The sequence below is a fragment of the Proteus penneri genome (genome assembly GCF_022369495.1).
In the GTDB taxonomy this organism is placed as follows: domain Bacteria; phylum Pseudomonadota; class Gammaproteobacteria; order Enterobacterales; family Enterobacteriaceae; genus Proteus; species Proteus penneri.
In genome coordinates this window covers 3,843,500-3,870,028 of the sequence record NZ_CP059690.1, presented here as the reverse complement: position 1 = coordinate 3,870,028, position 26,529 = coordinate 3,843,500, and the positions used below count along the sequence as shown (strand labels likewise).

Here is a 26,529-nt window from a genome sequence, read left to right as displayed (position 1 = left end):
GCACACCATGACACATGATCACAAACTAAAAGTTGAAGCTATCAAACGTGGGACTGTTATTGATCATATTCCAGCGCAGGTGGGCTTTAAAATTCTTTCGCTGTTTCGCTTAACAGAAACGGACGAAAGAATAACAGTAGGTTTTAATTTACCTTCAGAAAATTTAGGTAAGAAAGACTTAATTAAAATCGAAAATGTCTTTTTAACCTCTGAGCAAGCAAACCGTTTAGCCATGTATGCACCTCAAGCAACGGTCAATATTATCGATGATTATCAAGTCGTTAATAAGATGGCATTAAGCTTGCCAGAATTACTTGAAGATGTGGTGCCTTGTCCTAATAGCAACTGTATTAGCCATAACGAGCCAGTACAAAGTAGTTTCCGAGTCAAAAAACTGGCCTCAGATGTTGTATTAACCTGCAAGTACTGTGAAAAAGAATTCGAACGCCACGCGGTTATTCGTTAATTCTTTTAACTATCTGCTCGCAAGGGCAGATAGTTTTTTATAAAAAAAAGAATAATTATCTCTTAAAAGCCTCAAGACTATTTTTAGTAAAAATGGAAATAGTCTATTTCCTCTTTTTTATAAAAAATATTACTATAGCTTTAGTATTTTTATGGGCTAAAACTAGCGCTAAACCGTAATTCAGCTCTATGTTCATTTTCTTTTTATACTTACAGACTTTATGATAAAGCCTGATATCTGTCATATTGCTAACTTACAGCACTGGCTATAATAGCGCCGTGCTAATCAAGCGTTAGTCTTAATCTTATAAAAAACAGGAGTTCTACATGTCTTACGAAATTAATACCGATAAAGCCCCTGCAGCAATTGGCCCTTATGTACAAGGCGTTGATTTAGGTAATTTAGTGATCACTTCAGGTCAATTACCTGTTGATCCTGCGACCGGTGAGTTTGTTTCTGATAATGCAGCAGAACAAGCTCGTCAATCTTTAGAAAACGTAAAAGCAATCATCGAAAAAGCAGGTTTAACTGTTGCTAATATCATCAAAACAACTGTTTTCGTAAAAGATTTAAATGATTTTGGTACAATCAACGCTGCTTATGAAGCATTCTTCAAAGAGCATAACGCTGCATTCCCTGCTCGCTCTTGTGTTGAAGTTGCACGTTTACCAAAAGATGCAAAAGTAGAAATCGAAGTTATCGCTATCCGTTAATTTCGTCTCAATAGCAAGCCATAAAAAAGCAAAGGTCTCTTTATGAGCACTTTGCTTTTTTTATGTTCTCACTTTTTGATGAATAATTTATCACTTCTGTTTTTGGCGCATATTTACAATTCTGCCAATCCCTCTTGATGCCTGATGTAGCAAAAATACCTTGATGTAGATCAGTTTTAATGAAGATTATTTTCCTGCCAATAACTATATATTGTGCTTTAATACATACAGACCTACAACATATAGTAATTATACACATCTTATCCACAATGAGCCTGAATGCTGTGCCATCACCTGCTTTTATGGGATTTGAGCCTGTGGATAAATAGTTAAGGAGTAAGATTGTGAAAACCATAGTGATAAAACGAGACGGATGTAAAGTCTCTTTTGACCAAACCCGCATCAGCGATGCTATCAAAAGAGCCGCCGTAGCTTGTGAGATCACTGATGATGATTATTGCGTATCTGTCGCTCAATCTGTTTCACAATCTCTCGCAGGACGTTCGAATGTCGATATCCGTGAGATCCAAGACGCCGTAGAAAATCAGCTGATGGCTGGCAAGCATAAAGATGTTGCCAGAGCCTATATTGAATACCGTCATGACCGAGATGTTGCCCGTGAGCAACGAGGAAGATTAACTCAGGAAATCCGAGGTCTTATCGAACAAAGTGATGTCTCTATTCTTCATGAAAATGCGAATAAAGACAGTAAGGTTATCCCTACCCAACGTGATTTACTTGCGGGTATTGTGGCTAAACATTACGCAAAATTACATATCCTGCCAAGAGATGTGGTACTCGCTCATGAGCGTGGTGAAATTCATTATCATGATCTCGATTATTCACCGTTTTTCCCTATGTTTAACTGTATGCTAATTGACCTTAACGGCATGTTAAACAATGGTTTTAAAATGGGAAATGCGGAAATAGAACCCCCTAAATCTATTTCAACAGCAACAGCAGTAACTGCACAAATTATCGCACAAGTGGCAAGCCATATTTATGGTGGTACAACGATAAATCGTATCGATGAAGTATTAGCGCCGTTTGTAAAATCAAGTTATGACAAACACTATAAAGTCGCGCAAGAATGGCAAATTGCTGATAAAGAAGCCTATGCCAATGCGCGCACTGAAAAAGAGTGTTACGACGCATTCCAATCTTTAGAGTATGAAGTTAATACACTACATACCGCTAATGGACAAACACCATTTGTCACTTTTGGTTTTGGCCTTGGTACGTCAAAAGAAGCACGTTTAATTCAACGTTCTATTCTTGAAAATCGTATGGCGGGTTTAGGCAAAAACCGTAAAACGGCGGTTTTCCCTAAACTCGTTTTTGCCATTAAAGATGGATTAAACCATAAATTTGGTGATCCTAATTACGATATCAAACAACTTGCTCTTGAATGTGCAAGTAAACGCATGTATCCCGATATCTTAAATTACGATCAAGTGGTTAAAGTAACGGGTTCATTTAAAACGCCGATGGGATGCCGTAGCTTCTTAGGTGTTTACGAAGAAAATGGTGAGATGATCCATGAAGGTCGTAATAACCTAGGCGTTATCAGCCTGAACTTACCGCGTATCGCTATTGAAGCTCAAGGTGATGAAGCCACGTTTTGGTCACTACTTGACTCTCGCCTCGAATTAGCGAAAAAAGCACTGATGACACGTATTGCTCGTTTAGAAAACGTCAAAGCCCGTGTTGCCCCAATCCTTTATATGGAAGGTGCTTGTGGTGTTCGCTTAAAAGCAGATGATAATGTAGCTGAAATCTTTAAACATGGCAGAGCATCAATCTCATTAGGTTATATCGGTGTCCATGAAACCATTAATGCACTGTTTGGTACTCAAACTCACGTTTTTGATGACGAGATCTTAAGAGAAAAAGCGGTGGCGATTATCAATCGTCTACGCGAAGCAACAGATCAGTGGAAAGCTGAGACAGGTTATGGCTTTAGCCTTTACAGCACACCAAGTGAAAACTTATGTGATCGCTTCTGTCGTTTAGATGCAGCTGAGTTTGGCATTATTCCTGGTGTTACAGATAAAGGTTATTACACCAATAGCTTCCACTTAGATGTTGAAAAGAAAGTAAATCCATACGACAAACTAGATTTTGAAGCACCTTATCCACCATTAGCCAATGGCGGTTTTATTTGCTATGGCGAATATCCCAACTTACAACATAACCTTAAAGCATTAGAAGATGTGTGGGATTACAGCTATACCCGAGTTCCTTATTACGGGACAAACACTCCGATTGATGAATGTTATGACTGTGGTTATACCGGCGAATTCTCTTGCACTAGCAAAGGGTTTACTTGCCCACGTTGTGGTAATCACAATCCAGCAAGAGTGTCTGTTATTCGCCGTGTATGTGGATATTTAGGTAGCCCAGATTCACGTCCATTTAATGCGGGTAAGCAAGAAGAAGTTAAACGTCGTGTGAAACATCTGGCAAATGGTCAGTTAGGTTAAGAGTGTGAATTACCATCAATATTACCCTGTTGATGTTGTCAATGGTCCAGGTACTCGTTGCACCCTGTTTGTTTCAGGGTGCATACACCAATGCCGAGGCTGTTATAACAAATCAACGTGGTCATTAACGTCAGGCAAGCCATTTACACAAGAGATGGAAGATCAGATTATTGCCGATCTTCAAGACAGTCGAATCAAACGACAAGGATTATCACTTTCAGGTGGCGATCCCCTACACCCTCAAAATCTTTCTGCTATATTAAAATTGGTAAAACGTGTTAAAACGCAATGCCCTGAAAAAGATATTTGGGTTTGGACTGGCTATTTGCTAGCAGACTTAACCCCAGAGCAGCAAGAAGTCGTTAACTATATTAACGTACTGATTGATGGAAAATTCATACAAGAACTTTATGATCCCGCATTACTGTGGCGTGGTAGTCGTAATCAGGTGATCCATAAGTTGAAATAATACACATTGAATTAACTGGAGGATGTATGCCTTTAAGTGATAATAAATATGTAAGCTTTTCTGAAGATCATGAACTGAACTACCATTTAAAAAAATGGGGTAAGAAGCAGTCTAAAGCGAATCGAGAACAACTCGTGAAGCTAGGCACTGAATTGAAAAAGAAACTCGGTGTTAAACATCTTCAACACACTGAAATAGATGCAGAGATAGAAAAAAATCTTTCATCATTTGAATAACACCTAAAAGCCCATTTTTTGAAGTGGATCCTTGAAATTGGACACTTTTATTAAGTAACTTGTAAGGCCTGATTCCGATATTCAACTGGGATCAGGCCTTTTAATATAATCAATAATTATTTAAATATTCTCATTTTTCATTTCAACTATAAATTTAATTAAAAATATCAAAATAAAAAATAAAAAATAAAATAATTATTATTAAATCAATATATTTAAATATAATTAAAATACAAAGAAATTAAAATAACCGCATCTATTAATAAAAGATTCAATTTGGTAAAAAAATATTGATCAGGATTTTTTTATGTAATATGTTTTTAACAACCCATATTTTAATTAAAGATTTAAAATTATGATTGCATTATTTATCTTTTCTATAATTCCAGATAGAAATTAAATTAGAGATCAATAAATATGAAATACATACATCATTATCTAAAGCGATTAAATATAGATCTTCCATTAGTTGCAAATTATAAATTTCTATCTAAATTTCATCATGCACATTTTTATTCTATTCCGTTTGAAAATATTGAAATGAAAAAAAACACTTTTAAACTTCTTTCTTATCAAAATATTGCAAATAGAATAATATTTAATAAAAGAGGTGGCATTTGTTTTGATTTTTCTATTTTAATTAAATCATTCTTTGAGCACATTGGCTACTCGTATAGTGTTAGGTTAGCAAGGCTTTTAACTCCATTAATAACACCTACAACACATCTACTCTTTATTGTAACAATTGATGAAACCAAATGGATATTTGATATTGGATATGGTGCAAAAGGACCTCGCTCACCACTGATGTTGATAGATGGTTATGTACATGAGCATTCTTTTCTTTCTTCAAAAGTTAATTGGCATTCTGAATTTGGGTGGATTGTTTCAATAAAGGAAAATAGTCAACATGATGCAATTTGGGAAAATATATATGCCTTTCACGATATAGAGGCACTAGAACCCGATATAAGTATGGCTCATTTTTACACAATTAATTCCTCAGAAAGTCTTCTTAATACCAATATAGTTGCTAGTTTACCAAAAGAAAATGGAAGAATAAGTATCCGAAATAATGTTTTTACTGAAGTTAGAGGATATCTATCTTCATCTTTTCAAATTGCGAATAAACGAGAACTATCGGATTTGTTATTAGAAAATTTTGGCATTGAAATTCCCTTTCAACAAATACGAGAGGAATAAATTAAATGAGAGCGACTTATCTCATCGTTCCTGGATATACAAATTCTGGTGCAGATCATTGGCAATCCTATATGGAAAAAAAATATACCAATGTCACTCGTGTACAACAAAATGATTGGAATAATCCCTCCCGTTCTGAGTGGATTGAAAAACTTAACGAAATTATTAATAAAACCGATGGAGATATTATACTTCTTGGTCATAGTTGTGGTGCAGTCACTATTGCGCAGTGGGCATCTTCTAACAGATGTAACAAAATAAAAGCCATTATCCTTGTAGCACCAGCCGATGTAGATGCTAAATCAGCAATCTCTCCAATTCATCAGCAACGACCACTACCATCAACACCATTAGGTGTACGATCATTACTGATATATAGCGATAATGATAAATACCTCAGTAAAACTCGTGCACGTGCACTCGCTGAATTGTGGGGAAGTAAAACATATTGCGTTCAAGGGGCTGGACATATTCATAGCGCATCTGGATATGGCGAATGGATAGAAGGTGAAAAATTATTTGAAGAATTCACGAGGATCCCATTATTACATACAAGAAAAAAGGTATAACAATGTTTAGAAAGATTAAACATTTCAATCCTATTGTGCTTCACTTTCTTATCGCAACATTTTTGATGGGATTAAGTAATGGGATATTCGATGCTATATATAATTTTTATCTTGAAACTCGTGGTGTAGACAAGACTACGACAGGTTACATATATGCAATAGCAATGGTAATGATGGCTTGTGCCGTAATTCCTCTGATCTATTTGAGTAGACGAATGTCTCAAAAAAAGTTACTCCTTCTTTTTTCATTTGTTTATGCAATCCCATTTATTTTACTTCCAATACTGACATCCGTATGGAGTAGTGCTATCGCATTAGGATTTATCCTTTCTGGCATGATAGCTCTCTTATCTTTGGGAAATTCTTTGATTGGTTCCAACATTAAGGTTGAATATAGAACAACATTATTCAGTTATTTCTTTGTTTCTTACTTATGGGCAGCAATGATAGGTTCAGTAGTAACCAGTTTAGTAACCTATTATTCTCCCGCAACAGCCTTAACCAATTACCAAGGGCTTCTCATTGCATCTTTTATAGTTTCTCTTTTAATGATTTATTTTCGTGCGAAATCTATCCAAGGTATCTCAGAACCTGAACGAGATATTAGAAAATTTACTTGGGATAACAATATGGAGTGGAAGAATTTCGTCGCTCTATTCATTGCATCACTACTTCTAGGAGCCTCTATTACTCTCATTTTTCGATTTATAAATATTGTGATTAGCCTAGCTTACTCCATAAATGTCAGTGAAATAGCATTAATAATGGGAGGAGATAAAATTGTTAGCATCATTGGTGCATTATGTGCCCCACTTTTAGTTAAAAACTTCCCCCTAAAGCCAACTATTATTATTGTGGGTATACTAACTGCGTTATGCCTCTATCTAGCCTCATATAATATACCGTTAATCATTTTCACCTCACTCTATTTTATTAGGCTATTTCTCAACTATTGCCTAATGCCATTATTGGATACTCTTGCAATTACAGGTTTTGCCAAGAAGAGAATGCTTTTATCTACAAGTATACGACAGCTTGCCTTTTATCTGGGTAGTGCGCTATCTGCTGTCTTTTATGGAAAACTATTAGATGAGGCCCAATGGGAATATACATTAATAATTTCTTCTATTTTCGCACTTATAGGTGCCATTTTTATGAGTTTTATTCGCAGGGAAAATAAGTAGGAAATTAATATTTAAAAGGAATTAATTATGACAAAGGATATTGTAATACCAGATAGTGAAAATGTTGCATTTATGCTGAAAAAACTTTCTGCACTCTGGAAAAACCGAGCAGCGGTAAACAACAAACACACTGATTATTCTGAATTAGCTTTTGAACCATCAAAGAGTGATTTTAGCGAATCGTTATTGCCATTTCGAAACCATGATGCATGGAGAGAAGCATCTCAAGATATTAAAAGCCGTTGCTTATCTTATGCATGGGGTATTTATAACCTAAAAACAATCTATATAGAATGCGATGTCGTGACGCCTGCCTGTGAAGATATTATAAAACGTCCTCCAATAAATTCGATAAATAGAGTGGAATTACAGGATGTAATGTCCGAAGCCCTTTTGGATGAAGCATTACATACTAGAATGTCAATAATAGCCTGTAACTATATATACGACCGTCGAAGATTAGAGCCTCTACATTATACAGATTTTAATTTAATTAAATGTCGCCAGATGATGCTTGCTGATTGTAATGCAGAATGGCAAAGAAGGCTTACTTGTTTTGCAGTAGCATGTGCGAGCGAAACCCTCATAACTGATTATCTGAAAGTCATGGCTGAAGATAATAGTATTCAAAGACTTTGCCATGAAGTCACAAAAGTTCATGCTCAAGATGAATGGAGCCATTCAAGCGTATTCAGCTATGTTGCTTATGATATTGTGCGAGATTTAACCTTTAGTGAACGCAAGCACATGAAAAATATTATGTTAAGAACTGCTGATTTATTTGCCAATAATGAACTGGGAGCTTGGAAAGAAGCCTTCAGACTTTCTCGCATGCCCTATGCGAGAGAAATCATTGAAGAAACAGATAATTGTAATGAGATAAATATTTATCTTGAATCTGTGGAAGCTATTATTTCTAGAATTGGCTTATAGCGCCAATAATGAGCTAAAAATGGAATCTATCTGCATTATTCAAGTCCAGGATCTTAATTGTGAATTATTAGTCGATAACAATAAAAGTGTTCTTGATAATCTGTTACATCACAACATTCCTATTAGACACAAATGCCATTTGGGAATATGTGGTAGTTGTAAATATAAATTAAAAAATGGAAAAGTCAGAAATAATCCCGATTTTTGTTTATCAGAAAAGGAAATAGCTGAAAACATCTACCTTGCTTGTTGTTCCTTTCCTGATGAAGATTTCGAGATTGAAATTATATAAGGAGGTTAAATGAACGATAAATATGTATTGATCGTAGATCCATTTTCCAGTGGCGCTATTTTTGCAAATAGAGTTAAAGAACTTTATGGATATAACGTTATTGCTCTGATTACAAATAATAATCTTCCTCCTACGATTGTGTCTACGTTCAAGGAAGAGGATTATTCTGCTGTGTTTAATTATGCTTCACATGAAGAAGCTGCACAGCAAATAGAATTAGCACTGGGGCGTGCACCTGATTTCATCATATGTGGTTCAGAGCCTGGAGTTCTTATTTTTGATCTACTTTGTCATAGATGGAATCTACTCCCTAATCTATTTAAACTCAGCCAAGCTAGGCGTGATAAATATCTGATGCAGAAACAATTGATGCTTGATGGGATTCGTTACATTCCTCACTATCGCTCGGGTCAATTATCCAAAATATTAACATGGTGTGAAGAAAACCCCTTCAAGGAATATGTAATAAAACCCGTTTGTTCCTTTGGAACCGAAGGTGTATTTTTCTGTAAAAATACGGCTGAAATAAAAAATGCATTTAACTTGTTAATAAATACATTTGATTACTCTGGAAATAAAAACAAAGAATTACTTATTGAACAAAAAATCAATGGTATAGAATATGTAGTAGATGCAGTGAGTAGTAATGGTGTACATTTCATTGTAAATATATTTAAGTATCTAAAACAAAAAGTAAATGGCATTCCAATTTATCATCAGATGGTTACGGAGCCTGTTAATCTATTTCCAGAACTGGTTGACTATACAAAATCTGTACTTACTTCACTCGGTATCAAAAATGGTACTTCACATAATGAGATAATTATGTCTTCAAATGGCCCAGTACTGATTGAATCTGGAGCAAGAATGCATGGAGGTCTTGGACCAAGCCTTGTTGAACGATGTAATTCACACTCTCTAATAGATATGAGTCTACTAGTCCGTATAGCCCCCCACCAATTCACAGACGCAATTTGCACTTCACCTGTTTTACAACGTTATGCAGTCGAGTATTTTCTCTGCGCCCCCAATCAAGGGCATATAAAAGAAATAAATATTGAGAAACAGTGTAGTACCTTAAAAAGCTATGGTTTTACCATCTGTAAATACAAACCTAATGATTATTTACAAAAAACGACTGATTTAGTGACATCTTATGGAAGAATTGTTTTGTTTAATGAAGAATATTTGGCTTTGTCAACCGATGTACAAGTTGTAGCTGATTTAGAAAAAAAAGGAGCATTAATTAGTATTATATAACTCACTAAATCTTACGATATTGGTCTTTATATATTTTATCCAGTAGTAGGTTATCCAAATACTTACTTAATCACTCCTGTTATCAAATGCGAATCATTTTCAAAAAAGATGGTAAAAGTGATTAGTTTTGTTTTATTATTAATACTCTTAACTATTCTTTTTATGATGATATTTGATATGAAATTGGCCCTCTTCTCTGTATTTTCAATGATCTTACTTTCGGGTTGCAGCACTACTTGGGAACCTCAAGGTGCATCAGATTACACGTTACAAGAAGCAAAACTCATTTGTGATTTCGATGCCAATACTCGCTACCCTATCCGCAAAGAAGTGCTACAACGGACTGTCTATCGTGATGTACAAAAGACATGTCGTAAGGATGATAAAGACCATTGTGGTGATAAAAAAACCTACACTGAACGTGTACCCATGACAGAAAGCTATGTTGAAGACATTAATCAAGAAGACAGAAAAACCTTCTACACTTCTTGTATGTCTTTAAAAGGATGGGAACAAAAAAATCATTATTTTTGGGAATAGTAGAAAGTTAAGAAAAAATAAGTTTAGTCACGCTGCCAATAGAGCTTAGTTCCAAAGCCTAACTGATTATTGACCATCTTAATTTCTTGTAATTGCAATTCCCATAAAGGCACATGGATGGCGGCTAATGCAACAGGAAAACGTAAACAATAATGTTTTCTTGCATTGATGTCGTCCTTACCAGCCAATAAAGCAACCGAACCTGTAAATTGAATACCTTGCAGATCGGATACTGCAATTTCTTGGGTACTAATACTTCCTGCAACTAATAAATTTTCCTGCATCATTTGAGCATGCCGTGTTTTCTTTTCAGAAAGAAAAACAAGTCTCATCTGATTTTCATCAAACCAATAAAAACAATTAGCACACCAAACATCACTCAATGAACGTGTTGTGCATAAGGTAAACACATGCTTATCACGTATATATTGTTTAATTATTTTGATCGAATCTGAAGAAGACATAATATACCTGTATAGACACACAAAGAGACGCTGTTTAGTTGATAATTATATCACCAAAACGAGCGTCTTTCCGAATGTCTCTTATTGCAGGTTATTTATCTGGAATAGTTAATATTAACGATAAATTTCAGCATCTACAGTGAGGTAATTATCACCTGTTGCGCCTACAACTTTAAAGCTTTTTGCGCCTTCATCTTTTACGATTTGGGCAATCTTAGCAGTTAAACCATCTAAAGTATCACTACCTGTGATTGTGATATACTCACCATTCATCGAAGAACTTTTTGATACACTATCAGATGCGATTGAACCAAATGAAATAGCGCTTAAAGCTAATGTAGCAGCGATTAATGTAGATTTTTTCATAATAAACTCCAAATATATTCTAATTTTGCTAAGTATCGCGGAGTGTCTCTCTGTGATGTGGATCATATTATGCACTTTCGTTTAACTTTAAAATTAGTAATAATTGCTGTTCATTTTCAAAAAAATTGAATGTTATTTTTTAAATGGTAGAACCTATTGTCACAAATATTTCACAACATACTGATATATCTAATAGATTTTATTTTGATAAAACGATAAATTACTCACTTAAAAAATTAAGAAATATTATTTATCAAAAGAAAAAATAGCACGAAAAGGAAAAAATGATGACGGAGACAATATGGTCACTCTATATCGTTAGAAATCGTCTCGGTTCTCTTTATACAGGGATCACAACAAATGTTGAGAGGCGTTTTCAACAACATCAGAATGGAACTGGCGCTAAAGCACTGAAAGGTAAAGGCCCTTTATTACTAGAGTTTTATTGTCAGGTAGGAGATAGACAACGAGCTTCTCAACTTGAATACCAATTAAAGCAGCTGAAAAAAACGCAAAAAGAAAAGCTGATCATTGACCAGCCTTCAGACATTGCACTGTATTTAATACAAGATAAATAAATTTAGCTAAATTGGTCAAACAATGGTGAATAGTTGACTAAACCATGGATATCATCAACATTGCCATTTTCTAACGCATAAAGCTGAAAAGCATCTTCTGTATCAGGCCATTTGCAATGTAAGCCTTGTGACTTAGCTGGGATAAATCCTGATTTTTGATAGTACTCAGGCTCACCCAACACCACAACTGCACCGTAACCAAATTCATTTAGACTATCTAGCCCTTCATTAATCAGTTGACGTCCAATACCTTGGTTTTGGAAATCAGGCGCAACAGCAAGTGGTGCAAGCCCTACCCACTGACAATCTTTTCCATCAATATCAACAGGTGTAAAACCGATATAGCCAATCAATTGGCCCTCATCGCTAATTGCCACCATGCCTAATGTTAATAACCCTTCTTCACGTAAGTGTCCGACTAAATCAGCTTCAGCACTTGTCGGAAACGCTTGGCGTAAAAGGTTATCAATTGCAGGAATATCAACGGGAATTTCAACACGTATTAGCATGAAGTTGAGCTCAGTTCATGGCTGTGTAGCGTGTCTTCTTTTTCTTCTTGAAGCCCACTTTTTACAAACTCAGCCAGTTGTAATAAACCAAAACGCAACACAGATGGCATTGAGTCTAATTCAATTGCATCCATCAGGTTCTTAACATATAACCCGAGTTCTGTATCACCCTCAATTTGTAGACGACGTTGGAAAAATAAGGTGTCAGGATCTTCTTTGCGGGCAGCTATTAAAATAAGATCATTAGCATTTCCACTAAAGCTGACATCTTCTTTCTCTAAGCGACTGACCACTAATTTATCATCACGAACACTGATAAACCACTGTAAATGTAAGTCTCTTATCTCAACTTTTAGCCATTTATCTTCTAAAAAGTGTAAATCACCTTCAGCTAACGATTCACGAAATTGCCAACTTAAGAACTGTTCTAAAATGTCACGTTGCAAAGCAAATGGCGTAACTTGTAAAGGGTAACGTAAAAAACGAGGTCCCTCTTTAACCAAATGGGTACGAATTTTGTTAAACACGTTCGGACTCCTATAAATAAAATTACGGGCTATTGTGCCAGATATAGACAGATATTCTGCGATCCTATATCAATATTCGGTTAATCCGTTGTTCACATTTTGAGTTCTTTGATTTTACTTAAGCAAAAAACAGAGTTCTCTGCCCTAAATCAAAACCTTTTTTTATCTTGCTCATTACAATTTCTGATCATTCTTAATTTCTAAAGGGAAGTGAAGATGGAATTGCTGTGCCCAGCGGGTAATTTACCTGCCTTAAAAGCGGCCATAGATAATGGTGCGGATGCCGTTTATATCGGCTTAAAAGATGATACTAACGCAAGACATTTTGCTGGTTTAAATTTCACAGAAAAGAAGTTACAAGAAGCGGTTAATTATGTTCATCGCCACCAGCGAAAATTGCATATTGCAATAAATACCTTTGCTCATCCTGATGGATTTGACCGCTGGCAAAAAGCCGTTGATATGGCAGCATCTTTAGGTGCGGATGCTTTTATCTTGGCGGATATCGCCATGTTAGAGTACGCTGCAGAGCGTTATCCTCATATTGAACGCCATGTTTCTGTACAAGCCTCAGCAACTAATACACAAGCTATTGAATTTTATCAACGTAACTTCGATGTGGCGCGTATTGTTCTTCCTCGTGTTCTATCTCTTCATCAAGTGAAACAATTAGCACAAACGAGTCCAGTACCTTTAGAAGTTTTTGCCTTTGGTAGCTTATGTATTATGGCTGAAGGTCGATGCTATCTTTCTTCTTATTTAACAGGTGAATCTCCTAATACCGTTGGTGCTTGCTCTCCTGCTCGTTTTGTACGTTGGCAACAGACTCCACAAGGCATGGAATCTCGTCTTAATGATGTGCTTATCGACCGCTATTCACCCAATGAAAATGCAGGTTACCCGACATTATGCAAAGGACGCTATTTTGTTGATGATCACTGTTATCACGCATTAGAAGAGCCAACGAGTCTCAATACACTGTCTCTCTTACCTGAACTCATGGCGATGAATATAGCATCCGTCAAAATTGAAGGTCGCCAGCGTAGCCCTGCTTATGTCACTGAAGTCGCAAGAGTTTGGCGCGCTGCAATTGATCAATGCAAGAAAGATCCTCAAGGTTTTAGTACTCACCCGCGTTGGATGAATGCATTAGGAAAAATATCAGAAGGAACGCAAACAACCTTAGGTGCTTATCACCGTAAATGGCAATAATAAGGATATAAAAATGAAATATGCATTAGGTTCTGTACTTTATTATTGGCAAAAAGAGACGCTTGAAACCTTCTATGAAAAAGCAAAACAGTGTGATGCAGATATTATCTATTTAGGTGAAACAGTTTGCAGTAAGCGCAGGGAAATCAAGCCTCAAGATTGGATAAATCTCGCCAAAGAAGTCGCTAAAAGTGGTAAACAAGTGGTTCTTTCTACCTTAGCGTTATTACAAGCACCTTCTGAATTAAAAGAAATTGCTAAGTTAGTTGATAACGGTGAATTTTTAGTTGAAGCGCATGATTTTGGTGTGATCAACATGCTTTATGAGCGTAATCTTCCTTTTGTCGCAGGCCATGGGTTAAATTGCTACAACGCTTATGCACTACGTTTATTGTATAAGCAAGGCATGATACGTTGGTGTATGCCTGTTGAGCTTTCTCGTGAGTGGTTAAATAATCTGTTAATTCAATGCGAAGAATTAGCGATTAGAGATAAATTTGAAGTTGAAGTATTGGCTTACGGGCATCTTCCTTTAGCCTATTCTGCGCGTTGTTTTACTGCCCGTTCTGAAAATCGCTCTAAAGATGATTGTGAAACTTGTTGCCAAAAATACCCTCAAGGCCGTGAAGTATTATCGCAAGAGAACCAACAAGTCTTTGTTTTAAATGGTATTCAAACGCAAAGTGGCTACTGTTACAATTTAGGGAATGATTTAGCGTCAATGGCAGGTCTAGTGGATATTATCCGCTTATCTCCTGAATCTGACACGATTTTTGATACCTTGCAGCAATTTCGACGAAATGAACAAGGTCAACAACCACTGACAACAATTCATCATCATGACTGTAATGGCTATTGGCGTAAGTTGGCAGGATTGGAATTAGTAGAGTAAAAATATAATATGTTGGAATAAAAAGCCCATAAGGGCTTTTTATTTTGACTCACCGCGATGATGTAACCAATGCTTAAATTGGTGCGTAATATGTCTTAATTCACCATTACGTAACATTCCCACCAGTACACCTAATACGGTGTAAATCACACCTAAAACCAGCATCATCACGATATCACCTAATATACTTTGGAATGACAATCCCATCTGGTTAATTCCAGCCATGGCGTTTACTGCCCATGTAGAAGGTAATGCAGATGAAATGGCAAATACCCAGTTAGGCATCGCTTGTAATGGCCAAATCGTACCGGAAATATAGAACACAGGGGTTGTAACAAATGCCAGTGTTAGATAAATCATCTCAACACTACGCAAGCATTCTGTAATTAATTTACCTAATCCTAAGACTGCCAATAAGAATGGAAATGTCAGCATCCAGATTTGATAAAGTGGAGCCTCTTGGCGATAACCTAATACCCAAGGCCATAATGCAAAGAATACCGCGGATAAAAATAACCAAATCGGAATAAGTGCCGATAGCGCTCCTAAATAGACCGCTAATGGTGGCTTTCCTTTTGGCGTACTTCTCACGGCAATACTGACACGCACGCAGGCAATTAAAAGGGAATGTTGCAATAACATCACTAATAATCCTGGAAAAATAATCGCAGCAAAACTTACCCCAGGGTTATACATCGCAATAGTTTCACCCTGAATAGGCTTTAATAGGATTTTTGATTGCTTAACACTAAAGCCTGCATTTTGTAAAATGCGCCCATTGTAAGAATCTAATAACTGTTGATAAGCCAACATTAATTCCTGCTGAATTTGCCCGCTAGCAAGACGGTTTGTGGCATCACCAAAGACAGGAACAGTGACATCTTTACCATTGAGTAATTTCTTCTCAAAATCAGTTGGTACAATAATGATGGCAAAAAGCTCTCGCATAATCATATCGTGGCGTGCTTCATCTAAATTATCATAGTTCTTGATGCTTAATTTAGGTGTCGAGTTTAATGCGCGAATAAGTGAATAACTGGCAGGACTGTGATCTTGATTGATAACAGCGACAGGTAGATCCCATAAAACAGGTTTGGCATAAACCAAACTCATCACACACAGAGAAACAATTAACAACATCCACATAGGTTTTTCTAGCATACCTAATAGAACGCGCTTAAAGGTTTGGAAGTACATCTGCATCATGCAACACCTACCTGTAATTCCAATCGTTTAAAAATACGTTTGCGAACTAAGAAGGCGATAGCAAAAGGATAAATCAGCAAGAGTGAGCAAACATACAAAATACCTTGTAATGATACTTCTCTTAAAAAGATATCAAACATCGCATTTAAGGCGTGAGTTAAAGGTTCTAGATTCGAAATAATTTGTGCAGGTAATATCATTGAGAGTTCAGGTACAGCCATGCCTGAAAATGCTAATGCAATACTCACCAACATCCCTATCATACTGTATGCCGTGATCGCACTATTGGTAAACGCAAAAAGCAGTAACCCCACACTTTGAGCCGCAATAATATAAAAGAATCCGACCAACACCATATATAGCGGATTACCATTCACCTTCGCCCCTGAAAAATGCACTAATGCTGCTAGTTCAACAATTAATAAGGTTAAGAAAAACAGAGTGTAAGGAGTGAGCTTACCTATAAGTGCAAATGTGAAGGGCTTAATATTCAAGAGCATATTACCGCGCGACAACGAATAAATCGTACAGGTCACGACAAATAGTTGAAGCATATGGATCGTAGCCGCAAATTGCTGATAATAAATATAACTACCACTGGCATTAAACAAACTGTCATAAGAGAAAGTCACTTTTGCCAATGGTGGAACAGGTTTATTCATTTCTTGCGCTAAGACCGTGCGATATTGCGCATTAAGTTCTGCAATTAGTCCACTAAAATCCTGTATTGCATAACTCCCAGCAGCATAATATAACCCGTTGTAATACATACGTGTGGTGGGTTGCTTTCCAGCTAATACGTTGCTTTCAAAATGGCGGGGGATCGTAAGTATCGCGTAATCCTTTGCGCTACCAAGCCGTTCCATTGCAGTACGAGGATTACCATCTAGCGTATTTAATTGCGCATGAGAGCCTGCATTTAAGTCTCTGATCAGTGTTCGCGATAATGGGCTATTATCATTATTGATCACAGAAACTGGCAAATTCAGCAATGTACCTTCAGAAAAGTTAGCACTAATTAACGTGAACAACATTAATGGAAATAACCAGCTTAGCCAGTGAAAAACCGGGCTACGAACTGCCATATGAGTTTCTCGTGAAAATGCGCTACTAAAGCCACGCCAAGCTGCTTTTACTCTCATTATTCGCCCTTATTTATCCCAGCGCCATAACGCACTCATTCCAGGACGTAGTCCCTCAATCGGCGTCACAGGATACAGTCGAATTTCAAACGTTTTTAAATCGAAATCACCCGTTGCTCTTGTCGCTCTTTTGGTTGCATAGTCACCCATTGGTGCAATATAACGAATTTCAGCTTCTACCTCTTTATTACCTAATGCAGGAACCGTAATCGTAATACGATCACCTTTGCGAATATTCGCTAAAATATCTTCACGAAGGTTATAAACAAAATAAGCTTCAGGAAGACGAATAAGGGTAACAAGCGGGCTATTGGCATTAAAAAGTTCACCTATTTCCGCAGGAATAGGACCAACTTCTCCGTCCACTGGCGCTTTAACTTGGAGATCGTTTTGTTGGATCTTCAATTCAATAAGTTGTTGTTCTGCCTGTTGTACTGCTGCTGTATATTTATGGCGTAATTCAATACGATCGCCATTTTTGGCTTCATCCAATTCTGCTTGCGCTGCTCTTACGCGTTGTGATGCAACATCTCGGCTACGGCGTGCATTATCCAATTCTGTCGCTGATACATAGCCTTGGCTAGCCACTGTGCTAATACGCTGATAATCTCTTGTCGCATTTGCTGCTTCTACTTTGGCTTGAGCCAGCACCGCTTCTAGGTTGCGAATGCTCTCTTCTCTTGTGCCATGTAATGACAAATCTAATTGAGCTTGAGCTTGTGCTTTAGCGGCCTCAAGTGCAGCAACTTGCGCATTGAGTTCAGGGCTTTCTAATGTGATCATCAATTGCCCTTTTTTAACATCATCACCTCGCTCTATATGACGTTCAATAACACGACCTTTGGCTTTAGAGGCAACAATCACTTCTGGAGCATCAACTTCTCCTTGCAATAATAAATATTGATTATGCGCGCGGAAAAGTACGGCTAATGCAATTAGTATTAGCATTAATAAAATAAGATAAATGGCTCTTTTTTTCATATAACGATTAGACCTTAATAGTGAAGTAGAACACTCACTGACTGAGTTATATTACACAATAACTCAGAATTTCTTTAAGAATTTTGTGCGCCAGATCACTGATGCAAAGGAATATTTTCTTTGATAGTGCGATTAAGTTATTCTTATATCGAACTTTATTGCCTAATTAATATCCCGCTTTATCTGAACTTTTTATATTTATCAGATAGAAAAGAGAACGGTACTCAATACTTATGTATGAATTTGATCTTATTTTGCTGTTATTACAGCAAATGTGCGTTTATTTAATTATTGCTTGGTTTTTAAGCAAAACACCTCTATTTACGCCACTTTTACAGGTCACTATAAAGCTACCACATAAATTGATGTGCTACGTCATATTCTCTATTTTCTGCATTATGGGTACTTATTTTGGGCTACATATTAATGATTCTATTGCTAATACGCGTGCTATTGGCTCCGTCTTAGGTGGGTTGCTAGGCGGCCCTTATGTCGGCTTTCTCGTTGGTTTTACGGGAGGCTTACATCGCTATTCGCTCGGTGGTATGACTGCATTTAGCTGTATGGTATCGACTATTGCAGAGGGATTAATTGGTGGGCTAGTTCACCGTTATTACGTAAAACACGGGCAGATGCACCGAATATTTAATCCGTGGACGGCAGCGGCAGTTACCTTCTTTGCTGAAATAATACAGATGAGCATCATCTTATTATTGGCACGCCCGTTTAATGAAGCACTTGCCTTAGTTAAAGATATTGCCGCCCCTATGATCGTAGCCAATACTATTGGTGCGGCGATGTTTATTCGAATATTACAAGATAGACGCGCTATATTTGAAAAATATACCAGTGCATTCTCAACACAAGCATTAAAAATCGCCGTTTGCACCGAAGGTATTTTGCGTAAAGGATTTAATCAAGACAATAGTACCCGAGTTGCAAAAGTTATTTATCAAGAATTAAGAGTCAGTGCGGTTGCTATTACAGATAGAGAAAAGCTGCTGGCTTTTATTGGTATTGGCGCTGATCACCATTTACCCGGTACGCCTATTTCATCAGAACAATCGAAACAAGCCATTAATAATAATGAAGTTGTTTATGCTGACGGTAATGAAACACCCTATCGTTGCACTCTTTCCCCTCATTGCAAACTAGGATCAACCTTAGTTATTCCGCTAAGAGGTGAAAATAATCAAGTCATTGGAACAATAAAACTTTATGAAGCTAAAAATCGCCTGTTTAGTTCAATTAACCGTACTTTAGGAGAAGGTATTGCTAGTTTATTATCTGCGCAAATTCTGGCGGGGCAATATGAGCGAAATAAGCAATCACTTTTAGAATCAGAGATTAAACTTCTGCATGCACAAGTAAATCCACATTTTCTTTTTAATGCGTTAAATACACTACAAGCCGTTATTCGCCGTGATAGTGAACAAGCAAAACAATTAGTGCAATTTCTTTCTACGTTCTTTCGTAAGAATTTAAAAAGACCTGAAGCCGTGGTGACATTAAGTGACGAAATTGAACATGTGAATGCGTATTTACAAATCGAAAAAGCGCGTTTTCAGGAACGGTTACAGATTAATATTCAAATTCCTGAAAATTTAGCTAATGCACGCTTACCGGCATTTTCTCTTCAACCCATGGTCGAGAATGCAATTAAACATGGAACATCACAGTTATTGGACACAGGAAAGATTACAATTAGAGCATATCAAGAGCACCATTTAATCATTATCGAAATTTGTGATAATGCCGGACTTTACCGTCATCAATGCCCATCGCATCAATTAGGTTTAGGCATGAGACTAGTGGATAAACGATTAAAATTACGCTATGGCGAGCTTTATGGTGTTTTAGTTGAATGCCAAGCCGATAAATATACAAAGGTGAAAATCTGCTTACCTCTCGAAAAAAGCATGGATAAAACTACATAAAAATGAATATATTAATCGTTGATGATGAGCCGTTGGCTCGTGAAAACTTACGTTGTTTACTTGAAGTTGAAAAGGATATTCATATTGTTGGTGAATGCAGTAATGCGATTGAAGCCATAGGAGAAATACATCGAAAAAAGCCTGATGTTGTTTTTCTAGATATTCAAATGCCTCGTATTACTGGTCTTGAAATGGTCACAATGTTAGATCCTGAACATCGCCCTTATATTGTCTTTTTAACTGCATTTGAAGAGTATGCAATTCAAGCTTTTGAAGAGCACGCTTTTGATTATTTACTCAAGCCATTGGAACAAGAGCGTTTAACAAAAACATTAAATCGTTTACGCCAAGGTAAGAAACAGAATATTGATCTCTTAACACCTCCTGAAGAGCGTTTAAAGTGTATTCCCTGCACAGGTCATAGCCGTATTTGGTTAATGCCCATTGATGAAGCTGTATTTGCCACATCAAGACTCAGTGGTGTTTATGTTACCAATAATCAAGGCCAAGAAGGCTTTACTGAATTAACACTACGTACATTAGAAACACGCACACAATTAGTTCGTTGCCATCGCCAATATTTAGTGAATATGGATTATGTTAATGAAATTATTTTTGGTGACAATGGGCAGGCTGAATTGATATTACACAATAATAGCCAAATTCCTGTTAGTCGCCGATATTTAAAACCATTAAAAGAAGCGATTGGTTTAAGTTAATTTTTCATCAATTTAAGGGACAATAAATAGCATACGGATTGTTAAAAGTAGAAATTCGCTTATGTAATGAGATCCTTGCGGCTGGGTTTAGTAACAAATATAAAAACCATGATTAATGCAAAACTCACACCACAGATAGAAACAAAAGTGATTGAGCTAATTAATAAAGCCTAGCAATAAAAATAAATATGCATAAAAAAACCAGCCAACTTTCGTTGACTGGTTTTTATTTTTTATCATCAACTCAATTTAATATTGAGTCGATTGTAGGCTCTTATTGGTTATGAGAGCTGCTACGACGACGTGGAGTACCTTCGTTATTACGACTACGGAAGTTACCGCGTTCGCCACCACGATCGTTATTACCACGACGTTGTGGTTGGTCACCGTTACTAAAACGACGACCACCTTGTGGCTGACCATCACGACGGCTGTTATTACGACGCTCACGGAAAGGCTGAGATTGAGCATCACCCACTAATTGCATATTCAGTGGTTTGTTCATAATACGCGTGCGTGTGAAATGGCTTAATAAATCAGTTGGCATACCTTTTGGTAATTCAATGGTTGAGTGAGAACCATACAGTTTGATATTACCAATGTAACGGCTGCTGATATCACCTTCGTTAGCAATCGCACCAACGATATGACGAACTTCAACACCATCATCACGACCCACTTCGATACGATATAAATCCATTTCGCCAGCATCACGACGTTCACGACGAGGAGAACGCTCGCGGTCGTTATCACGGCGACGATCGTCACGATCGTTAAATTCACGACGAGGACGACGAACGGGATCAGGTGGCAGAATAAGTGCGCGCTCACCTTGAGCCATTTTCAGTAATACCGCAGCCAGTGTTTCCATATCCAGCGCTTCTTCACCTTGTGGAGCTAATTTAGGTAACAGAGCACGGTACTGGTCAAGGTTGCTAGTTTCTAATTGTTGCGCGATTTGCTGTGCAAATTTTTCCTGACGACGTTGGCTGATGAGTTCTGCATTTGGCAGTTCTACTTCAGGAATTGTCATCTTCATTGTACGTTCGATATTGCGCAGTAAACGACGCTCACGGTTATCAACAAATAAAATTGCGCGACCAGCACGGCCGGCACGACCAGTACGACCAATACGGTGAACATAAGATTCTGAATCCATTGGGATATCATAGTTCACAACAAGGCTGATACGGTCAACATCAAGACCACGAGCTGCAACATCAGTCGCGATTAAAATGTCTAAACGACCATTTTTCAAACGCTCTAACGTTTGCTCACGCAATGATTGGTTCATGTCACCATTTAATGCGGCACTGTTATAGCCATTACGTTCTAATGCTTCAGCAACTTCTAATGTTGCGTTTTTAGTACGAACGAAAATAATTGCTGCATCAAAGTCTTCCGCTTCTAAGAAACGAATTAATGCTTCATTTTTACGCGCACCAAATGTCATCCAGTAACTTTGGCTGATATCTGGACGAGTTGTTACACTGCTTTGAATGCGAACTTCTTTAGGATCATTCATGAAGCGACGTGTAATACGACGAATAGCTTCTGGCATGGTTGCAGAGAACAGCGCAGTTTGGTGTTCTGCTGGGATCTTACTTAAGATATTTTCAACATCTTCAATAAAGCCCATACGCAACATTTCATCAGCTTCATCTAAAACTAAACCTTTCAGTTTAGATAAATCTAATGTGCCACGGTTTAAATGGTCTAATAAACGACCTGGTGTACCTACAACCACTTGTGGTCCTTGACGTAACGCACGTAATTGAACGTCGTAACGCTGACCACCATATAAAGCAACAACATTTACTTTTGGTAAATGCTTAGAAAAATCTTCAATTGCTTCAGCAACCTGAACCGCAAGTTCACGAGTAGGCGCTAAAACTAAAATTTGTGGTGCTTTTAATGATTCATCAAGATTATGTAATAATGGCAGGCTAAATGCGGCAGTTTTACCACTACCGGTCTGTGCCATACCTAAAACATCATTACCGTTTAAAAGGAAAGGAATACATTGTTGCTGAATTGGAGAAGGCTTCTCGTAGCCTAAGTCATTCAGTGCAGTCAAAATAGGTGCTGATAAACCTAGATCAGCAAAAGTCATATCGGTTTCAGTAGTCATGTCACTGTGCCTCATTCATTATGGCAGCCAGTTGACATAACATACCGCATGGTTTGTCGGTCTTTATCATCTAAAATGTGAACTGGCTCAAATTATATTATTAAACGAACAAACAAGCCCTCATCCTATGCAGATGATGGCTTTCAAACTGATCAGAGAAATGTTCGTCAGCTATTGCTGGTCCGATTCCGCTAGGTCTTCTTGTTGGCCTAACAGTGCTAATTCCAACAATGCGTAGCGGTGCTCAACAAAGTTATGTGCGTTGTTGGCAACCGTCAGCTTGAATAACGCTTCTGCGCTATCCGTATCCCCCAGACTTAGGTAATACTTACCTAAATAGAAGTTAGTTTCACTAAGATGCTCAGCGAGCGAAGTGTTATCGGTTGAAGCCTCATTTAGTTTCAACATTAATGTTTTCTCATTAATGTCGCCTAAATAAAACTCAACTATATTCCATCCCCATTGTCCCGTTTTATCCGCCTGCTGGTATCGCTGTTTTAGCTGTTGTTTAGCCAAATCAGTGTTTATCTCTTTTTCTACAAGATATAACCAAAGCGAACGAATGGGATCATTTGGATCGACCTGATAAAACGCCTGCAGATCATCCTGCGCCAATTTCAATCGGCCACCGTAGTACGAAGCGATACCACGATTAAAACGCGCATTATTGTAAGTTGGATCAAGCTCTAAAACAGAATCAAACGCTTCATAAGCAGCATCGTAATTCGCTGCTTGCGTAAAATAGATACCTAGAAAATTAAAAATTTCTAGCATATCTGGTCGTATTGATAGCGCCATTGAAAAATCATTACGCGCTAAAGCTCGTAAACCGAGACTATCATACAGCACACCACGCTCATATAAAAGCTGTGCGTATTCATCTTCGGTTAATGAGCGGCTCGCTAGGATTTGTTCTATACGAGCTAATATCACTTCTTGTTGTAAAGAAGGCTGCAATGGTGTGGCAAAAACCGCATTCTGACGCCATTCTGGACTAGTGCTGCATCCGGAAATAAAGATGAAAACAGCAATAGAACAACTGCGCAGAAATGTTTTCATTTCTCACTCCCAAAGTCAGACCTTTCAACAAAAAGCGTTCTAGACGTCCTACTTGTCAATCATAATAAGTCTCTACCGATACCCATGTCTAGATATCGGTAGTAGAGTATCATTAATTAGCAGAATCTTCAGAAGAAGTTTCTGTTGCTTCCTGCTGATTAGCTTGAGCTTCTTTCATGCTTAAGCGAATACGGCCTTGACGGTCAATTTCCAGTACTTTTACTGGAACTTCTTGACCCATTTCCAAGTAGTCACTCACCTTCTCAACGCGTTTGTCTGCAATTTGAGAAATATGAACCAGACCTTCTTTGCCGCCACCGATAGCAACGAATGCACCGAAATCTACAATACGAGTGACTTTACCGTTGTAGATACGACCCACTTCAACTTCTGCAGTGATCTCTTCGATACGTGCGATAGCTTGTTTTGCTTGATCGCCACTTGTTGCAGCAATCTTCACAGTACCATCATCTTCGATTTCGATCGTTGTGCCCGTTTCTTCCGTTAATGCACGGATAACTGAACCGCCTTTACCGATAACGTCTTTGATCTTGTCTGGATTAATTTTGATAGTATGAATGCGTGGTGCGAATTCAGAAATATCAGCACGAGGTTTGCTAATTGCATCTTCCATTACGCCTAAAATATGTAGACGTGCGCTTTTCGCTTGGTTTAATGCGACCTGCATGATTTCGCGAGTGATACCTTCAATTTTGATATCCATCTGTAATGCGCTGACACCGTTACGGCTACCCGCAACTTTAAAGTCCATATCACCTAAATGGTCTTCATCACCCAGAATATCGGAAAGAACAACAAAGTTGTCGCCTTCTTTAACTAGACCCATTGCAATACCTGCAACAGATTCTTTAATTGGTACACCTGCATCCATCAGTGCTAAAGAAGCACCACATACAGATGCCATTGAAGAGGAACCATTTGATTCAGTAATTTCAGAAACCACACGAACAGTATATGGGAATTCTTCAATTGTTGGCATTACAGCTAACACACCACGTTTTGCTAAACGACCATGACCGATTTCACGACGTTTTGGTGAACCCATCATGCCTGTTTCACCAACAGAGTATGGAGGGAAGTTATAATGCAGTAAGAATGTATCAGTGTGCTCACCCATGATGTCATCAATAGTTTGAGCATCACGTGCAGTACCTAATGTTGCCGTTACCAGAGCCTGAGTTTCACCACGAGTAAACAGTGCTGAACCGTGGGTACGTGGTAATAAACCCGTGCGAATATCTAATGCACGTACCATGTCTTTTTCACGACCATCAATACGTGGTTCGCCAGCTAATACGCGAGCACGAACGATGTTTTTCTCAAGACCTGAGAAGATTTCGCTAATTTCAGCTTCATCTAAAGTTTCATCTTCAGCGAGTAATGTCGCGATAACTTCATCACGGATAGCTTCGATTTGCTCATAACGTTCTTGTTTTTCAGTGATACGGTAAGCATCACCAATACGAGCTTGTGCTAATTGTGCAATACGGTCATGTAAAGTTTGGTTGATAGCTTCTGGCGCCCAATCCCATTTCTCTTTACCCACTTCTGCAACTAATGCATTGATGTTTTCGATCACAACTTGTTGTTGATCATGACCAAATACGACTGCACCTAACATTTCTTCTTCTGATAATAAATCAGCTTCTGATTCTACCATCAGTACCGCGCCTGCTGTACCGGCAACCACTAAGTCTAATTTACTAACTTTTAGCTCATCAACAGTTGGGTTTAGAACATATTGCCCATCGATAAAACCAACACGAGCACCACCAATAGGACCATTGAATGGAACACCTGACAGCGCTAATACCGCAGAAGCACCAATCATTGCAACGATATCTGGGTTAACTTGTGGATTAACTGAAACAACGGTAGCAACGATTTGAATTTCGTTTAAGAAACCTTCTGGGAATAATGGACGTAAAGGGCGGTCAATTAAACGTGCAATTAACGTTTCGCCTTCACCAGGACGACCTTCACGACGGAAGAAGCTACCAGGAATACGACCAGCAGCGTATGAACGCTCTTGGTAGTTAACCGTTAATGGGAAGAAATCTTGTCCAGCTTTAACTTTTTTCTTTGCAACAACAGTAACAAAAACAGCAGTGCCGTCCATGTCAACCATAACAGCAGCTGTTGCTTGACGAGCCATCATACCTGTTTCTAATGAAACAGTATGTTGACCGTATTGAAATTTACGAACTGTAGGATTCAGCAAAATAATATCCTTTATCTTATTGTCGCCAGATGTTTAGCGACGATGAATGATCTTTTCTCCGCTACGTCCCCTCGCGACTAATGAAAATATTAACCACTTAATGATAAACACTTTCATTAGCCGCGCGAATTGTCGTAACTAGAGAGACTAAATAACAATCACCACATTAAAACATAACGACTAATATTAAAAATAGCACTTTCTAGTAGAAAAGGG

Annotated in this window: 27 protein-coding genes; 17 read left to right on the top strand and 10 right to left on the bottom strand. The window is 37.8% G+C overall.

All coding sequences use genetic code 11. The features are described from left to right. Positions 1 to 7 precede the first annotated feature (7 nt). From pyrI to H1225_RS17520, 12 genes are all read left to right on the top strand, one after another. Positions 8 to 466 (top strand): aspartate carbamoyltransferase regulatory subunit, encoded by a 459-nt coding sequence (gene pyrI, locus H1225_RS17570; RefSeq protein WP_006535648.1) that lies wholly within the window; start codon positions 8 to 10, stop codon positions 464 to 466. Positions 467 to 792: 326 nt separating this feature from the next. Beyond that, the gene (locus H1225_RS17565) at positions 793 to 1,179 is read left to right on the top strand and encodes a RidA family protein (protein WP_006535650.1); all 387 of its coding nucleotides are present in this window, start codon (positions 793 to 795) and stop codon (positions 1,177 to 1,179) included. Between the two features lie 344 nt (positions 1,180 to 1,523). Continuing rightward, positions 1,524 to 3,662, top strand: a complete 2,139-nt coding sequence (gene nrdD, locus H1225_RS17560; RefSeq protein ID WP_072064538.1) for an anaerobic ribonucleoside-triphosphate reductase — start codon at positions 1,524 to 1,526, stop codon at positions 3,660 to 3,662. Between the two features lie 4 nt (positions 3,663 to 3,666). Beyond that, on the top strand, positions 3,667 to 4,131 hold the full coding sequence (gene nrdG / locus H1225_RS17555; protein WP_161669232.1) for an anaerobic ribonucleoside-triphosphate reductase-activating protein: 465 nt from the start codon (positions 3,667 to 3,669) through the stop codon (positions 4,129 to 4,131). A gap of 26 nt (positions 4,132 to 4,157) precedes the next feature. Beyond that, positions 4,158 to 4,367: a hypothetical protein gene (locus tag H1225_RS17550; RefSeq protein ID WP_072064540.1), complete on the top strand. Its 210-nt coding sequence runs from the start codon at positions 4,158 to 4,160 to the stop codon at positions 4,365 to 4,367. Positions 4,368 to 4,784: 417 nt separating this feature from the next. After that, complete coding sequence (locus H1225_RS17545; protein WP_161669360.1) at positions 4,785 to 5,570, top strand: arylamine N-acetyltransferase family protein; 786 nt, start codon at positions 4,785 to 4,787, stop codon at positions 5,568 to 5,570. A gap of 5 nt (positions 5,571 to 5,575) precedes the next feature. Continuing rightward, positions 5,576 to 6,139, top strand: coding sequence for an RBBP9/YdeN family alpha/beta hydrolase (locus H1225_RS17540; protein ID WP_006535658.1), 564 nt, complete (start codon positions 5,576 to 5,578; stop codon positions 6,137 to 6,139). Positions 6,140 to 6,141: 2 nt separating this feature from the next. After that, positions 6,142 to 7,323 (top strand): MFS transporter, encoded by a 1,182-nt coding sequence (locus H1225_RS17535; protein ID WP_006535659.1) that lies wholly within the window; start codon positions 6,142 to 6,144, stop codon positions 7,321 to 7,323. Positions 7,324 to 7,350: 27 nt separating this feature from the next. Continuing rightward, positions 7,351 to 8,256 (top strand): diiron oxygenase, encoded by a 906-nt coding sequence (locus tag H1225_RS17530; protein WP_006535660.1) that lies wholly within the window; start codon positions 7,351 to 7,353, stop codon positions 8,254 to 8,256. Positions 8,257 to 8,275: 19 nt separating this feature from the next. Beyond that, positions 8,276 to 8,548, top strand: coding sequence for a 2Fe-2S iron-sulfur cluster-binding protein (locus H1225_RS18460; RefSeq protein ID WP_006535661.1), 273 nt, complete (start codon positions 8,276 to 8,278; stop codon positions 8,546 to 8,548). Between the two features lie 9 nt (positions 8,549 to 8,557). Then, positions 8,558 to 9,808, top strand: coding sequence for an ATP-grasp domain-containing protein (locus H1225_RS17525; protein ID WP_109399649.1), 1,251 nt, complete (start codon positions 8,558 to 8,560; stop codon positions 9,806 to 9,808). Between the two features lie 177 nt (positions 9,809 to 9,985). Beyond that, positions 9,986 to 10,348 (top strand): hypothetical protein, encoded by a 363-nt coding sequence (locus tag H1225_RS17520; protein ID WP_082147380.1) that lies wholly within the window; start codon positions 9,986 to 9,988, stop codon positions 10,346 to 10,348. A gap of 23 nt (positions 10,349 to 10,371) precedes the next feature. Here the strand turns inward: H1225_RS17520 and H1225_RS17515 are convergent, their stop codons facing one another. Both H1225_RS17515 and H1225_RS17510 read right to left on the bottom strand, forming a co-directional pair. Continuing rightward, on the bottom strand, positions 10,372 to 10,812 hold the full coding sequence (locus tag H1225_RS17515; protein ID WP_072064541.1) for a YhbP family protein: 441 nt from the start codon (positions 10,810 to 10,812) through the stop codon (positions 10,372 to 10,374). A gap of 114 nt (positions 10,813 to 10,926) precedes the next feature. Further along, the gene (locus H1225_RS17510; RefSeq protein WP_115065043.1) at positions 10,927 to 11,178 is read right to left on the bottom strand and encodes a YdgH/BhsA/McbA-like domain containing protein; all 252 of its coding nucleotides are present in this window, start codon (positions 11,176 to 11,178) and stop codon (positions 10,927 to 10,929) included. A 287-nt stretch (positions 11,179 to 11,465) separates the two neighbouring features. Here H1225_RS17510 and H1225_RS17505 point away from each other — a divergent pair, with 287 nt between their 5' ends. Next, on the top strand, positions 11,466 to 11,756 hold the full coding sequence (locus H1225_RS17505) for a GIY-YIG nuclease family protein (protein ID WP_072064543.1): 291 nt from the start codon (positions 11,466 to 11,468) through the stop codon (positions 11,754 to 11,756). Positions 11,757 to 11,758: 2 nt separating this feature from the next. Here the strand turns inward: H1225_RS17505 and H1225_RS17500 are convergent, their stop codons facing one another. After that, the gene (locus tag H1225_RS17500) at positions 11,759 to 12,265 is read right to left on the bottom strand and encodes a GNAT family N-acetyltransferase (RefSeq protein ID WP_006535668.1); all 507 of its coding nucleotides are present in this window, start codon (positions 12,263 to 12,265) and stop codon (positions 11,759 to 11,761) included. Further along, on the bottom strand, positions 12,259 to 12,792 hold the full coding sequence (ubiT, locus tag H1225_RS17495; protein ID WP_006535669.1) for a ubiquinone anaerobic biosynthesis accessory factor UbiT: 534 nt from the start codon (positions 12,790 to 12,792) through the stop codon (positions 12,259 to 12,261). Before ubiT ends, H1225_RS17500 begins: the two co-directional genes overlap by 7 nt. Before the next feature lie 216 nt (positions 12,793 to 13,008). Here ubiT and ubiU point away from each other — a divergent pair, with 216 nt between their 5' ends. Both ubiU and H1225_RS17485 read left to right on the top strand, forming a co-directional pair. Beyond that, positions 13,009 to 14,004, top strand: a complete 996-nt coding sequence (gene ubiU, locus H1225_RS17490) for a ubiquinone anaerobic biosynthesis protein UbiU (RefSeq protein ID WP_006535670.1) — start codon at positions 13,009 to 13,011, stop codon at positions 14,002 to 14,004. 13 nt (positions 14,005 to 14,017) lie between these two features. After that, positions 14,018 to 14,896 carry a U32 family peptidase gene (locus H1225_RS17485; RefSeq protein WP_072064544.1) on the top strand — a complete coding sequence of 293 codons (879 nt, stop codon included), beginning with the start codon at positions 14,018 to 14,020 and terminating at the stop codon, positions 14,894 to 14,896. 39 nt (positions 14,897 to 14,935) lie between these two features. Here H1225_RS17485 and H1225_RS17480 read toward each other — a convergent pair whose 3' ends face one another. Genes H1225_RS17480 through H1225_RS17470 form a run of 3 tightly spaced genes read right to left on the bottom strand, consistent with a single transcriptional unit; the run spans position 14,936 to position 18,225 of the window. Beyond that, on the bottom strand, positions 14,936 to 16,099 hold the full coding sequence (locus H1225_RS17480) for an ABC transporter permease (protein WP_072064545.1): 1,164 nt from the start codon (positions 16,097 to 16,099) through the stop codon (positions 14,936 to 14,938). After that, positions 16,099 to 17,244 (bottom strand): ABC transporter permease, encoded by a 1,146-nt coding sequence (locus tag H1225_RS17475; protein ID WP_072064546.1) that lies wholly within the window; start codon positions 17,242 to 17,244, stop codon positions 16,099 to 16,101. Before H1225_RS17475 ends, H1225_RS17480 begins: the two co-directional genes overlap by 1 nt. Positions 17,245 to 17,253: 9 nt before the next feature. Further along, positions 17,254 to 18,225: an HlyD family secretion protein gene (locus H1225_RS17470; RefSeq protein ID WP_006535675.1), complete on the bottom strand. Its 972-nt coding sequence runs from the start codon at positions 18,223 to 18,225 to the stop codon at positions 17,254 to 17,256. A gap of 233 nt (positions 18,226 to 18,458) precedes the next feature. Between H1225_RS17470 and H1225_RS17465 the strand changes: the two genes are divergently transcribed. Both H1225_RS17465 and btsR read left to right on the top strand, forming a co-directional pair. Continuing rightward, positions 18,459 to 20,162: a sensor histidine kinase gene (locus H1225_RS17465; RefSeq protein WP_115065041.1), complete on the top strand. Its 1,704-nt coding sequence runs from the start codon at positions 18,459 to 18,461 to the stop codon at positions 20,160 to 20,162. Between the two features lie 2 nt (positions 20,163 to 20,164). Then, positions 20,165 to 20,881: a two-component system response regulator BtsR gene (gene btsR, locus H1225_RS17460; RefSeq protein ID WP_006535679.1), complete on the top strand. Its 717-nt coding sequence runs from the start codon at positions 20,165 to 20,167 to the stop codon at positions 20,879 to 20,881. Between the two features lie 274 nt (positions 20,882 to 21,155). Here btsR and H1225_RS17455 read toward each other — a convergent pair whose 3' ends face one another. From H1225_RS17455 to pnp, 3 genes are all read right to left on the bottom strand, one after another. Beyond that, positions 21,156 to 23,012: a DEAD/DEAH family ATP-dependent RNA helicase gene (locus H1225_RS17455; protein WP_072064549.1), complete on the bottom strand. Its 1,857-nt coding sequence runs from the start codon at positions 23,010 to 23,012 to the stop codon at positions 21,156 to 21,158. 171 nt (positions 23,013 to 23,183) lie between these two features. Continuing rightward, a complete protein-coding gene (gene nlpI / locus H1225_RS17450; RefSeq protein WP_072064550.1) occupies positions 23,184 to 24,071 on the bottom strand; it encodes a lipoprotein NlpI in 888 nt (295 codons plus the stop codon). 112 nt (positions 24,072 to 24,183) lie between these two features. Further along, entirely contained in the window at positions 24,184 to 26,313 is a 2,130-nt protein-coding gene (gene pnp / locus H1225_RS17445; RefSeq protein WP_109847951.1) for a polyribonucleotide nucleotidyltransferase, read from the bottom strand. Positions 26,314 to 26,529 lie beyond the last annotated feature (216 nt).

Coding starts and splice junctions, on each gene's coding strand:
- pyrI (WP_006535648.1), top strand. CDS start 8: ATGACACATGATCACAAACTAAAAGTTGAAGCTATCAAACGTGGGACT.
- H1225_RS17565 (WP_006535650.1), top strand. CDS start 793: ATGTCTTACGAAATTAATACCGATAAAGCCCCTGCAGCAATTGGCCCT.
- H1225_RS17550 (WP_072064540.1), top strand. CDS start 4,158: ATGCCTTTAAGTGATAATAAATATGTAAGCTTTTCTGAAGATCATGAA.
- H1225_RS17545 (WP_161669360.1), top strand. CDS start 4,785: ATGAAATACATACATCATTATCTAAAGCGATTAAATATAGATCTTCCA.
- H1225_RS17540 (WP_006535658.1), top strand. CDS start 5,576: ATGAGAGCGACTTATCTCATCGTTCCTGGATATACAAATTCTGGTGCA.
- H1225_RS17535 (WP_006535659.1), top strand. CDS start 6,142: ATGTTTAGAAAGATTAAACATTTCAATCCTATTGTGCTTCACTTTCTT.
- H1225_RS17530 (WP_006535660.1), top strand. CDS start 7,351: ATGACAAAGGATATTGTAATACCAGATAGTGAAAATGTTGCATTTATG.
- H1225_RS18460 (WP_006535661.1), top strand. CDS start 8,276: ATGGAATCTATCTGCATTATTCAAGTCCAGGATCTTAATTGTGAATTA.
- H1225_RS17525 (WP_109399649.1), top strand. CDS start 8,558: ATGAACGATAAATATGTATTGATCGTAGATCCATTTTCCAGTGGCGCT.
- H1225_RS17520 (WP_082147380.1), top strand. CDS start 9,986: ATGAAATTGGCCCTCTTCTCTGTATTTTCAATGATCTTACTTTCGGGT.
- H1225_RS17515 (WP_072064541.1), bottom strand. CDS start 10,812: ATGTCTTCTTCAGATTCGATCAAAATAATTAAACAATATATACGTGAT.
- H1225_RS17510 (WP_115065043.1), bottom strand. CDS start 11,178: ATGAAAAAATCTACATTAATCGCTGCTACATTAGCTTTAAGCGCTATT.
- H1225_RS17505 (WP_072064543.1), top strand. CDS start 11,466: ATGACGGAGACAATATGGTCACTCTATATCGTTAGAAATCGTCTCGGT.
- H1225_RS17500 (WP_006535668.1), bottom strand. CDS start 12,265: ATGCTAATACGTGTTGAAATTCCCGTTGATATTCCTGCAATTGATAAC.
- ubiU (WP_006535670.1), top strand. CDS start 13,009: ATGGAATTGCTGTGCCCAGCGGGTAATTTACCTGCCTTAAAAGCGGCC.
- H1225_RS17485 (WP_072064544.1), top strand. CDS start 14,018: ATGAAATATGCATTAGGTTCTGTACTTTATTATTGGCAAAAAGAGACG.
- H1225_RS17480 (WP_072064545.1), bottom strand. CDS start 16,099: ATGCAGATGTACTTCCAAACCTTTAAGCGCGTTCTATTAGGTATGCTA.
- H1225_RS17475 (WP_072064546.1), bottom strand. CDS start 17,244: ATGAGAGTAAAAGCAGCTTGGCGTGGCTTTAGTAGCGCATTTTCACGA.
- H1225_RS17470 (WP_006535675.1), bottom strand. CDS start 18,225: ATGAAAAAAAGAGCCATTTATCTTATTTTATTAATGCTAATACTAATT.
- H1225_RS17465 (WP_115065041.1), top strand. CDS start 18,459: ATGTATGAATTTGATCTTATTTTGCTGTTATTACAGCAAATGTGCGTT.
- btsR (WP_006535679.1), top strand. CDS start 20,165: ATGAATATATTAATCGTTGATGATGAGCCGTTGGCTCGTGAAAACTTA.
- H1225_RS17455 (WP_072064549.1), bottom strand. CDS start 23,012: ATGACTACTGAAACCGATATGACTTTTGCTGATCTAGGTTTATCAGCA.
- nlpI (WP_072064550.1), bottom strand. CDS start 24,071: ATGAAAACATTTCTGCGCAGTTGTTCTATTGCTGTTTTCATCTTTATT.